General features: G+C 70.4%; 9 protein-coding genes. 6 read left to right on the top strand and 3 right to left on the bottom strand.

The features are described from left to right. Genes ABTW72_RS10805 through ABTW72_RS10790 form a run of 4 tightly spaced genes read left to right on the top strand, consistent with a single transcriptional unit; the run spans position 1 to position 4298 of the window. Positions 1 to 1956 (top strand): MFS transporter, encoded by a 1956-nt coding sequence (locus ABTW72_RS10805; RefSeq protein WP_350857087.1) that lies wholly within the window; start codon positions 1 to 3, stop codon positions 1954 to 1956. Further along, the gene (locus tag ABTW72_RS10800; protein ID WP_350857085.1) at positions 1953 to 2510 is read left to right on the top strand and encodes a hypothetical protein; all 558 of its coding nucleotides are present in this window, start codon (positions 1953 to 1955) and stop codon (positions 2508 to 2510) included. Before ABTW72_RS10805 ends, ABTW72_RS10800 begins: the two co-directional genes overlap by 4 nt. Beyond that, positions 2507 to 3685 (top strand): M23 family metallopeptidase, encoded by a 1179-nt coding sequence (locus tag ABTW72_RS10795; protein ID WP_350857082.1) that lies wholly within the window; start codon positions 2507 to 2509, stop codon positions 3683 to 3685. The genes ABTW72_RS10800 and ABTW72_RS10795 overlap by 4 nt, the downstream gene beginning before the upstream one ends. A 13-nt stretch (positions 3686 to 3698) precedes the next feature. After that, positions 3699 to 4298 carry a hypothetical protein gene (locus ABTW72_RS10790; RefSeq protein WP_350857080.1) on the top strand — a complete coding sequence of 200 codons (600 nt, stop codon included), beginning with the start codon at positions 3699 to 3701 and terminating at the stop codon, positions 4296 to 4298. 1 nt (position 4299) lies between these two features. Here ABTW72_RS10790 and ABTW72_RS10785 read toward each other — a convergent pair whose 3' ends face one another. Next, positions 4300 to 4857: a hypothetical protein gene (locus ABTW72_RS10785; protein ID WP_350857866.1), complete on the bottom strand. Its 558-nt coding sequence runs from the start codon at positions 4855 to 4857 to the stop codon at positions 4300 to 4302. Between the two features lie 195 nt (positions 4858 to 5052). On the opposite strand from ABTW72_RS10785, the gene ABTW72_RS10780 reads away from it, so the two are divergent. Both ABTW72_RS10780 and ABTW72_RS10775 read left to right on the top strand, forming a co-directional pair. After that, positions 5053 to 7614 (top strand): FtsK/SpoIIIE domain-containing protein, encoded by a 2562-nt coding sequence (locus ABTW72_RS10780; protein WP_350857077.1) that lies wholly within the window; start codon positions 5053 to 5055, stop codon positions 7612 to 7614. Between the two features lie 28 nt (positions 7615 to 7642). Next, positions 7643 to 8362 carry a hypothetical protein gene (locus ABTW72_RS10775; RefSeq protein WP_502892183.1) on the top strand — a complete coding sequence of 240 codons (720 nt, stop codon included), beginning with the start codon at positions 7643 to 7645 and terminating at the stop codon, positions 8360 to 8362. Between the two features lie 108 nt (positions 8363 to 8470). Here the strand turns inward: ABTW72_RS10775 and folE are convergent, their stop codons facing one another. Both folE and ftsH read right to left on the bottom strand, forming a co-directional pair. Beyond that, positions 8471 to 9136, bottom strand: coding sequence for a GTP cyclohydrolase I FolE (gene folE, locus ABTW72_RS10770; RefSeq protein WP_091403265.1), 666 nt, complete (start codon positions 9134 to 9136; stop codon positions 8471 to 8473). Positions 9137 to 9171: 35 nt separating this feature from the next. Beyond that, positions 9172 to 11190, bottom strand: a complete 2019-nt coding sequence (gene ftsH, locus ABTW72_RS10765) for an ATP-dependent zinc metalloprotease FtsH (RefSeq protein WP_124860881.1) — start codon at positions 11188 to 11190, stop codon at positions 9172 to 9174. Positions 11191 to 11530 lie beyond the last annotated feature (340 nt).

Below are 11530 nucleotides of genomic sequence, written 5' to 3'. Positions count from 1 at the left end.
ATGGCTAGGGCCTGGGCAAGGACTGTGTCGTTCCTGCTCGCCCTTGGCGTACTGGCCGGGGCCACCCTCACCTGGCCGCTGATCGGTGCGGAGGCCGCAGCCGCCGCACCGCCCACCGCCCAGGCCCGCGCCGACCTCTGCACGACCGCGGAATGGCAAGCCGACTTCCGCGCCTGCGTCGCGAAGCTGAAGCAGGTCGGTGAGGGGGAGATCGAGTGTCGGAAGCCGCCCGTACCGTCCGCGCCGGATTCTGGCCTCGCTGGCTGGTTCGCCTCCCGCCCCGACTCGTCCAAGCTGCCCGGGCCGAAGGGCATCTACAGCGACTACGGCTACGGCGGTTACAGCTTCAACACATATCGAGTGGATGGTGGATGTGCCTCCGCCATCCTCCATCCCGACTACAAGTTCACCACCACCGTCGCCAACGGCGAGCTCATGATTGCCACAGCGGTCGTGGGCGCCTCGAATGCTCTGCGGGAACGAGCCTGGGATCCCCGCTCGATGTGGAATTGGGCCGACCCGCTGGTGGAGAAGGCCACCAAAGCCGTCTACCAGAAGGTGTTCAGCGTCTTCGGAATCGTCACGCTCTGCGTGGTGGGTCTCTACCTCCTCTGGCGCTCCCGCCAGTCGGACATGAGCAATGCGATGACGACAGCCGGGTGGGCGTTACTGGTGATGGTGGCGGTCACCGCGCTGGCTGCCTGGCCGGTCAAGTCGGCGAACATCGCCGACGGCACCTTGATCACCTCGCTCGGCGTCGTGCACGATGCGGTGGGCCCCGCAGCTCGGGATACCCCGGCGGATCGTTGCGCCGTTCCCAACCCAGACGCTTGTGTGGATAAAAGACCGCCCGCCGTTCGGGCCAGTGACACTGCCACCGAAGCCATGCTCTATCGCAACTGGCTGCGTGGAGTGCTCGGTTCGGCGGATAGCGAGACCGCGCGCAAGTATGGCCCGGCCCTGTACGACGCCAAGGCGTTTTCCTGGGAGGAGGCCGAGAAGCTGCGCGCCAACCCGGCCACCCGGGGAGCGACGATCAAGGCCAAGCAGCAGCAGTGGATGACGATCGCGGAGCAGATCGAGACCGAAGATCCGGAGGCGTACGAGTTTCTGACGGGCGCCCGCGACATGGACCGAATTGGCTCTGGTTTCATCGCCGTACTCGCGGCCGTGCTCTTCGCGATGTTCGACCTGACCGCGTCGGTGCTGGTCCTGCTGGGCTTCCTGATCTTCCGGTGGGCGGTGATCGCCGCACCCATCTTGGGCACCATCGGTCTACTGCGGCCGGCCAGCGCCGGTCTGCGGCGGTTGGCGAACGCCGTGGTCGCTGCGGTGTTCAACATCGCCATCTTCGGCACCGGGGCAGCCATCTACCTGTTCGCCGTCGACCTGATCATGAGTACCCCTGCCCTACCGGGTTGGCTTCAGGTGGTGCTGGTCTGGCTCTGCGGGGTGGTCGGATGGCTGCTGCTGCGCCCGTATCGGCGGATCACGCAACTTGGCGGCAAGGACAGCAGCGAAGCGGTCAGTTCGGCCGGGTCCTGGCATCGCCGGTTCTTCCGCGACATGCGAACCGCCGCGCGGCTGGACGTAGCCGAGCCGGGTGGCACCGCCGAGCCGGTGGGCGGACGTCGACGGTCGCCCGACGCAACGCAGACCCGGCTACGCCCGGAGGCGCGGCGGGAGGACCCGGCTCCGGTGCTGACAGCTGCGGCCGAGGGCCGGCGCGCAGACGCGGTTCGCCCCGATGGTCGAGAGCGGCCCGAAGAGGCGCCGGCGGAGGAGGGCGCAGGGCGGAGCCGCCCAACCGCCCCGCAGCCCCGACGCCGACAGCCAGCGACCTGGACCGAGCCGGATGTTCCGGCTGAGAACCCGTCGTTCGTGGTCTACCGCCCGGGCTCCACCGAGCGTGTACCGGATCGCACCGGACCTCGGGTGCGCTCAGAGGCGAGGTGACGGTCGTGCGACGGGCGTTGGAATTCCTCTTCACTCGGGCGCTGCGGTCCCGGCTGGGCATTGCGTTGGCGATCGGGGTGGTGGTTATCGGCGTGCTCGGGGCGACCCGGCTGATCTCCAACCCGGTCGATCCAGCCGACGGGTTGAGTAGCCGTCCGGATGGGCCGATCATCACCGTGGACCCGACGGCCGGCGACGACGGCCTACTCAACAGCGCAGCCCCGCCGTCACCCGTCACGTCGCCCGGCGCCCGCACGCCCGAACAGACCGCCGACCGCTTCGCCAAGGCCTGGCTCGGCCGTCCCGGGATGACCACCGAAGAGTGGCAGGCTGGCCTGCGGCCACTCTCCACGCCAGCACTCAGGGAGAAGTTGACCGGCGCCGAGCCCGAGAGCGTACCGGCCGAGAAGATCACCGGCCCTCCAGCCATGCGAGAGCGGACCGAGACGTTCGTCGAGTTGCTACTCCCCCTTGATGCCGGCGGGCTCCGGTTGGAGCTGGTCACCTCCGAGGATGGTTGGCTGGTCGACGTTCTGGACTGGGAGCGGCCATGAACGACGTTGGTAACGCCGGAACCCGCCGGGGGCCTCTCCGGCTCGGTGTGGTTGCCGCGGTGCTCACCGGGATGCTGCTTCTGCTCTGCTGCACCGGCGGCACCGCGGCGTTCTTCCTCACCGGGCTCGGAGGCGACGACGCCGAGGACGTGGATGCCTTGGCGCGCATGGAGTGCGGGCCGGTCCGAGCGGTGAACATCGCGGGCAAGCTGCCGCGGTTCACCGAGTACGGCGACACCCAAATCCGAAATGCCGCGATCATCATCAAGGTCGGCCAGGACATGGGCGTGCCGTCTCGGGGCTGGGTGATCGCCCTCGCCACCGCGATGCAGGAGTCCGCCCTACGCAACCTGGCCAACAGCGGGGTACCTGCGTCCCTGGCCCTGCCGCACGAGGGAGTTGGCGCGGACCACGATTCGCTGGGCCTGTTTCAGCAGCGGCCGGGGTGGGGCACTGTCGCCGAGCGGTTGAACCCCGCATACGCGGCCCGCAAGTTCTACGAGAAGCTCGTCAAGGTGGAGAGTTGGCAACGCCGACCGCTGACCGTGGTCGCGCAGCGGGTGCAGGTCAGCGCATATCCGGACGCGTACGCCAAACACGAAGAGGTAGCCAGCCGCATCGTGGATGCGCTGGCCGGCGGCGCGGCCCGCACCGTCGAGATCAACGGCAAGGCGGTGTGCAACGCGGCCGAGCGCGGCCAGATCGCGGCTTCCGGTTGGACCGCGCCGATCCCCGGCGGTGTCGGCTCCGGTTTCCGCACCGCCAGCCGACCCAGCCACAACGGTGTCGACATCGGCGCGGCCAAGGGCACCGAGATCCGCGCGGCAGCGACCGGTCGAGTGCTGGTCTCGACCTGCGACGAGGACCACCGCGGCCGACAGGACTGCAACGTGGACGGATTCCCCGGCAAGGGGGGCTGTGGCTGGTTCGTCGACCTGCTGCATGCCGGTGGTTACATCACCCGGTACTGCCACATGGTGGTTCAGCCCTTCGTCAGGAAAGATCAGACTGTGACGGCTGGTCAGGTGATCGGCAAGGTCGGCAGCAGTGGTAACTCCTCCGGCCCGCACCTGCATTTCGAGGTGCACCTGCGCAACAACCGCAACGCGTCAGGCGCGGTGAATCCGGTCCCGTTCATGCGCGAGCGGGGTGCCCCGCTGCGCGCCGCCGAGTGAGGCCACCACGGGTATGACCGGACCGTTACCTGACCCATTCGCTGACCAGCCGGACTGGGCACCGCAGCCGCCGAGACCGCTGACCATCGTCCCCGCGACGGAGCGGGTCGAGCTACGCGGTCGACGGGTGCTGGTCGGGCTGCCCGGGATGGGTTGGCGCGGGGACCTGCGCGCGGACGACCGGGTGGTGCAGAGCGCCCGGACCTACGTGCCGGTGATCCCCGAGCACGAGTGGTACCGGGCGGAAGCCGACCAGGTCGAGGTGTTCGCGCCGTTGGTGCCGGTGGAGCGGGTCTGGGTGGAGACCGTCGGCAGCCGACCGGGGATGGACGGCACCCGGGACACGGGCATCCGGTTGGTCTCGCTGGACGGCCCGGCACACCGAACCCCCACACCGGTCTTCGAAGCGGACGCGGTCACCGGTCGGCGGGTGGTGCACATCGAGGGCGGCCTGGAGCACCGTGACCTTCGAGCGGTCACCGAGACCTACTCGGGCGCCGAAGGGGACATCTGCGTGCGCATCACACCCGAGGTGGAGTGGTACCGCTGGGCCTGGCGCGGCCAGTCACCCACCACCCTGGAGGTTCCGGTTCACCTTCTGTGGATTGAGTGAGTCAGTCAGCTCGCGTACCGGCACACACTTGCCAACCGTCCGCTAACCGCGTGTCGAACTGCCAGGGCTGACGGTCGCTCTGGTTGATTCCGTCGATTCGAGCCGAGATGATCAAAGTGACCTCGACGGCAGCTACCTCGCCCTGCTTCTGCACGGCCAAGGGCCCCCAACTAACAGTTATCGTGGTTCCGAAGCGCTGCTCCCGCTCGAGCAGATCAGTCCGCAGAGTGCGTAACGCCTCCAACTGCGACCCGCTCTCGCAGGTGAAGAGGTCTGCTCTTACGTCATTGCGATCCACGAGGAACGCGCGCAGATAGTTGTCCACCACCACATCAGGCGCACTGCGGTCGGGCGTCGAGGCGCGGTTGTACCAAATCAAGGCCGTGGCGACTCCGCCGAGGCAGAGCAGGGCGAGCACGCCGGCGACGACCGTGAGCACCGTCCGCATCCGGCGGCGGGGCGGCTGCGGTGCCGGCGTTGCCGGGGCGGGCGGCAGCTGCTCCGACGGTGTGCGCTGGGCCGGTACGCGGGAGACCTGGGAACCGGCGGGGGGCTGCACTGATTCCACCTCCTGAAGTTATCGGCTGGACGCCCCGGAGCCAATGCCTCAGATCCAGCGGATCGTGACGGACCCCTCCCCACCGGTGAGATCCACGACAACACCGGCGCAGCGCCGAGGCACCTCCCGGAGGAGGACCGTCGGCTGGGATACCGTCTCTGCTTGGGGAGGGGTTGCCAACCTCGGGTAGAGGGGGTGGACGCGGTGGCCGGTCCGAAGGCTCGCACGAACCGCGCCGCAGCCCTGCACCGTCGGGCGGCGGCCGTCGCGACCGCGGCGGCCGGGATCCTGGACGAGACGCGGCCGGCTCCGGCCGATCAGCGCCGCCAGTACGAGGTGGCCGACCGGTTACGGACGGCTGCGGCCCTACTGGCGCCGGGTTGGTCGGGCGCGGCACTGGACTCGCTCACCGTGGACTCGCCGGCCGGTGATGGTCCGCCGCCGTTCGTTCGGGTCGGTACTGCGGCGCCGTTGGACGACGCTCGTTTCCCCGCGTTGGTGCCACTTGTCGGCACCGGTCACCTCAGCGTGGACGCTGACGCGCGGGAGCCGCGGGTTGCGGGGTTGCTCCGGGCCGTACTTCTGCGGTTGTTGGGTGCGGCACCGGGGGGTGCCCTGCTGATTCGCGCGGTGGATGCCACCGGAGCGGTGCTGACGCCGTTCGGGGCACTCGCGGATGCTGGCCTGTTGCCGCCCCCGGCGGTGGACGTGGCGGGTCTGCGCGCGGTGCTGACCGAGGCGGAGCAGTGGGTGACGCCCGGAGCGAGTGGGCGGCGCCGTCACGATCGGACGCTGTTGCTGGTGGTGGCCGCACTACCGGAGTCGACCGGCCCGACCGATCTGGCGCGCATCGAGACGTTGGCCGAGCAGGGGCCGGCCGCTGGGCTGCACCTGGTGGTGGCGGGTTGGCCGCCCGCCGGCCCGTACTCGGCCCGGGCACCGCTGCCGCACACCACTTCGCTGGTGCTGCGGAATGCGTACGCGCTGCTCGGCGATCCGCCGGGGGCGTCGTTCGCCGGGCCGGGCGCCGATGCCCCGGGCGGTCTGAACTCGCCGGTCTTCGTCGAGTCGGACCCGCCGGCCGAGCTGGTCGACGCGGTCTGTCGGCGGCTCGCCGAGCAGGTGGAGGCAGGTTCCCGGTTGGCGTTGGGTGCTCTGCTCCCGCCGACGGGCGAGCGACTGTGGGAATCGGACTCGGCCGAGGGGTTGACCACGACCGTCGGCGATGCCGGGGGCCGGTCGGTGCCGCTGGGCTTCACCGAGTTGACCCCGCACTGGCTGGTGAGTGGCCGGTCCGCAGCCGGTCGGGCGGCGTTCCTGACCACCGCGCTGCTCGGCCTGGCCGCTCGGTACGGCCCGGACGACCTGGTGTTCTACCTGGCGGATCTCGGCGACGGCGAGTCCTTCGTGGAGTTCTTGCAGACCGAGCGGGACCGGTCGTGGGTTCCGCAGGTGCGTGCGGCGGCGATGGCCGCCGACCGGGAGTACGTCCGGGATCTGCTGGACGAGTTGACGGCCGAGGTCCAGCGCCGCACGGAGGCGGGCGCTCGGGCCGGAGGGCAACGCTTCGCGGAGCTGCGTCAGCACCAGCCGCTGCCGCGGATCGTCTGTGTGGTGGACAATGTGCCGCTGCTCTTCGCCGAGCGGGATCGGCTGGCCGCCGAGGTGGCCGCCCGGTTGGACGGGCTGGCCCGGGCGGGTCGGGCGTACGGCGTGCACCTGGTCCTGGCGGGCGCGGGCGAGTTGGGGCTGAGTGCGCGCGCGGATGCTGGTCATCGGGATTCGGTGCTCGGGCAGTTTCCGGTACGGGTGGCGCTGCCGGGTGGCAGTCCGGTGTTGGAGCCGACGAACGACTCGGCGGCCGGTCTGCCGGTGGGCAGCGCGGTGGTGAACACGGCCGGCGGGCTCGGCGGCCCACGGGGTGCGATCCGGGGTCACGAACGGTTGATCCGTCACCCGGACCCGCAGGATCATCCGGAGGTCGTGGAGAAGCTGCGGCACGAGTTGTGGGCGGCCCGTCCGGCCGGGTCGGTGCCGCCGGTGGTCTTCGCGGGTTACGCCCGGCCGCTGCTGGGCAACGATCCGCGTCATCGGGCGGCCCTGGCGGGACAGGCACACGGACCGGCCGCTCTGCTGGGCCGGGCGGTGGATGTGGCCCGCTCGACGGTCGCTGTGCCGCTGGGTCCGGCGGCCGGGCGCAATCTCGCGGTGTTGGGGTCGGGCACCGCGGCGGGCGGGCTGTTGGCGACGGCCGCGCGGAGCACGTCGGCTCACCACGCACCGGGCAGTGCCCGCTTCCTGGTGGCGGCACCGGATCCGGGCGCCCGGGCCCTGGCGGAGGCGTTGACGGCCGATTTGGCGACCCGGCATTCGGCCGAGTTGGTGGATCTGTCGACGCTGCTCGCGGACGCGGTCGACGACCTGCCGACGTATCTGGTGGTCTTCGGGCTGGACCGGCCGGGTCCTCGGGAGCTGCCGGTGGACCGGCTTCGGTCGCTCCTACGGGACGGACCGCCGGCGGGGCGGCATCTGCTGGGCTGGTGGCGTGCGGTGCCGCCGTTCGCCGCGTTGTTCGAGCCGGCGGGCGACGTCGACAAGCTGGCGGCGGTGGCCGTGCTGGACGTGCCGGTCGCGCAGCTCACGGCGGTCTTCGGTCGGCCGGTCGAGTGGCAGGTGCGCCCCGACCGGGCGGTGCTCTGGGACGGCCCGGACGAGCGGGGCACCGTCCTGGTGCCATTCGCCGACGAGGCCGGCTGAGCGGGTGGCGCGCGTGGAGGGTGTCGACGTGGGTTCGATCGCGACGGTGACCGGGCCGGGGCGGCAGCGGGCAGCTGCGGCGACCGGGGACGCCACGCCGCGGGCGGTCGAGCCCGGCACGGCCTGGACGGAGTATCTTGCGGCCGCCCGCCAGCTCGACGGGGTACGCCGGGGCGCGGCTGCCGCCGCCGGTGAGCAGGCCCGGTCGGCGGAGGCCGCCCGGGAGGAGTTGACGGTGGTCCGTACCGGGCTGGCGAGTCAGCAGGAACGGCTGCGCGAGTTGGGCGTACCGGCGATCTCCCTGGTGCCGTCGCCGCCGGAGCTGACCGAGGCGGCCCGGTCGATGGCGGGTGGCCCGGCGGCCGTGTTGGCGGCGCTGCGGGCCGCGCGTGGTTGGGCCGAGGCGGCGGACGCGGCGCTGGCCGCGCGCCGTCGGTTCCGGCCGGGGTCCTGGCCCGCGCGGACGCGCAACCTCCTGGTGTACGGGCCGTTCGCGCTGCTGGTGCCGCTGATCCAGATCGCGGTTCTGGCGGCGACGGGCGTGGGACCGGCCACCGTGGCGGCGTTGATCTGCGGGCTGCCGATGCCGGCGGTCGCGTTCGTCGCCGGTTGGATCGGCATTGGCCGGTTGTTCCGGGTCAGCCCCACCGAGCGTCTGGACCGTACGGTGCGTTTCGGCGCGTTGGTGTGCCTGGTGCCGGCAGTGCTGGTCACGGCCGGCCTGCTGTTGGCGCTGCTCGCTGGCTGACCTGCCGGGCCGAAAAGCCGCCCGGCCGGAACACTGCCGGGCGGGTGGGGCAAACGCAACGGCCGGCCGTCCCGGATGGGTGTCGGCCGGCCGTGGTGCGTCGGGGTGTCAGCGGGGGATGATCAGCGCCATCGCCTCGGCCCGCGACTTGGAGTCCGACTGCAGGATTCCGCGTACGGCCGACGTGATGGTCTTGGCACCGGACTTCTGGATGCCACGCATCGCCATGCACATGTGTTCGCATTCGAGCACGACGACGACGCCGCGTGGTGCGAGCTTGCTCATCAGCAGGTCGGCGACCTGCGACGTGAGCCGTTCCTGTACCTGCGGACGACGGGCGAAGACCTCGACGAGTCGGGCCAACTTGGACAGGCCGGTGATCCGCCCGTCGGGGCCCGGGATGTAGCCGATGTGCGCGCTGCCCCGGAAGGGCAGCAGGTGGTGTTCACAGAGGCTCATCACGTCGATGTCCCGGACGATGACCAGCTCTTCGTGGTTGGCCTCGAAGGTGGTGCTGAGCACCTGGGCCGGGTCGACCCGCAGGCCGGCGAAGAGTTCGGCGTACGCACGGGCGACCCGGGCCGGAGTCTGTTGGAGTCCGTCGCGGTCCGGGTCCTCGCCGACCGCGATCAGGATCTCGCGGACGGCCTTCTCGATCCGGCCGAGGTCGACCGCGTCCTCGACGGGGCGGCCGGTCAGTTTGCCGCTGATCAGCCGCGCGGCCACGTAGTCCAGCTCGTCGTCGCCGTCGGGTTCGGTCGCGGAGACGGCCAGCTCCCGGTGTGGGGAGCTGGCCGTCGGGTCGTTGCTCAGTGCGTGCCGTCCGAGTTGTTGGACGGCGCCACGCCGCCGACCGACGCCTGCGCGCCGTCGGCCTGGGCCTGCGCCTTGAGCTTGTCCTTCTCCGCAGGAGTGAGCACGGGCGGCTCGGTGGAGGGCTGACGCTTGCCGAAGCCGTTGTACGGCGCCAGCGGCGGGCGCTTGACCACCCGGGAGCAGATCCGCGCCATGTCGGCCGTGGAGAGGGTCTCCTTCTCCATCAGCTCCAGCACGATGTTGTCCAGGACGTCCCGGTATTCCACCAGGATCTCCCAGGCCTCGTCGTGCGCCAGCTCGACCAGTGCCCGCATCTCGCCGTCGATCTCGGCGGCGACCGAGTCCGAGTAGTCCCGCTCGTGGCCCATGTTGCGGCCGAGGAACGGCTCGTCCCCGCTGGTGCCGTACTTGATCGCGCCGAGCTTGGAGCTCATGCCGTACTGGGTGATCATCGCGCGGGCCAGTTGGGTGGCCTTCTCGATGTCGTTGCCGGCGCCGGTGGTCGGCTCGTGGAAGACCAGTTCCTCGGCGGCGCGACCGCCCAGCGCGTACGCCAGGGTGTCGATCATTTCGGCGCGGGTCTGGGTGTACTTGTCTTCGGTGGGGAGCACCAGGGTGTGACCCAACGAGCGGCCACGGGACAGGATCGTCACCTTGTGCACCGGCGCGGCGTGCGGCAGCGCCCAGGCGACCAGAGCGTGACCACCCTCGTGGTACGCGGTGATCTTCTTTTCCTGGTCGCTCATCACCCGGGTCCGCCGCTGCGGACCGGCGACCACCCGGTCGATCGACTCTTCCAGCGAGTCGTTGGTGATCGCCCGCTGCTCCTTGCGAGCGGTGAGCAGGGCCGACTCGTTGATCACGTTGGCCAGGTCGGCGCCGCTGAAGCCCGGCGTACGACGGGCCACGGCGTCGAGGTCGACGTCCGGCGTGAACGGCTTGCCCTTGGCGTGCACCCGCAGGATGGCCTTGCGGCCCTCCATGTCGGGGGCGTCCACCGGGATCTGCCGGTCGAACCGGCCCGGGCGCAGCAGCGCCGGGTCGAGGATGTCCGGCCGGTTGGTGGCCGCGATCAGGATGACCCCGCCCTTGGTGTCGAAGCCGTCCATCTCGACGAGCAGCTGGTTGAGCGTCTGCTCCCGCTCGTCGTGGCCGCCGCCCATGCCGGCGCCACGGTGCCGGCCGACGGCGTCGATCTCGTCGACGAAGACGATCGCCGGGGCGTTTGTCTTGGCCTGCTCGAACAGGTCACGGACCCGGCTGGCGCCGACGCCGACGAACATCTCCACGAAGTCGGAGCCGGAGATGGAGTAGAAGGGCACCCCGGCCTCGCCGGCGACCGCGCGGGCCAGCAGCGTCTTGCCGGTGCCGGGCGGGCCGAACAGCAGCACGCCCTTCGGGATCTTGGCGCCCAGGGCCTGGTACTTGGCCGGGTTCTGCAGGAAGTCCTTGATCTCGTACAGCTCTTCGACGGCCTCCTCGGCACCCGCGACGTCCGCGAAGGTCGTCTTCGGAGTGTCCTTGGTGATCATCTTGGCCTTGGACTTGCCGAAGTTGAGCACCCGGGAGCCGCCGCCCTGCATCTGCGACATGAAGAACAGCAGCAGGAGCACGAGCAGCGCGATCGGCAGCAGGTTGACCAGCAGGCTCACCCAGATGCTGTCAGAGGAGACCTTGGCGTCGGCCGGGCCGGTGACCCGGTTGTTCGCCTTGGCGTCCAGCACCTCGTTCCAGATCTGGTCGCCAGCCTGGTACGGGAACTGGGCCTCGATCTTGTTGGTCTCGGTCTTGCCGAACTTGGTCTTCTGGGCCAGGTCCAGCTGGAGCGTCTGCTCCTTGTCCTGGAAGACCACCTTGTTGATCTTGGCGGTGTGCAGTTGATCGAGCGCAACGGAAGTGTCCACGCGGTGGTAGCTGGGACCACTGGTGAACAGCTGACTGAGCACAACGGCGCCGAGGATGACCAGGATGATCCAGACCACCGGTCGGCGGAAGAAACGCGTACGTTCCATACTGTTGTCGAGCGCCGGGGCGCCCGCATCCTCCTGATCGACGTCCTGACCGTCTGATGGTGTCGCCGCGTTGAGCGGCGGCCGGAGCCGCCGTGCGGGCCGGCCTCGACCCCGAGGCGCGAAAACTGCCGCGCCGCGGTCATTCGACGGTACACCGTGTACGCGAGGAGTGAGCTTGCGAGCCCCGCAGTCGTGCACCATCAAAAGACCGTGTACGCCAGCTGCGAACCTGCGAGCCCCCGCACTCTGCGCGCCTTCGACATTGACGACACGCACCGTGGGCAGGCCCACCAGCCCCGCAGCCAAGGTACGGCGAGTCCGGGTGGAAGCCGGCGTGGCG

The organism is Micromonospora sp. NPDC127501 (assembly GCF_040302185.1).
GTDB lineage: Bacteria > Actinomycetota > Actinomycetes > Mycobacteriales > Micromonosporaceae > Micromonospora.
Note: the sequence above shows the minus strand (reverse complement) of the source record. Positions and strands in the feature narration are given on the sequence as shown.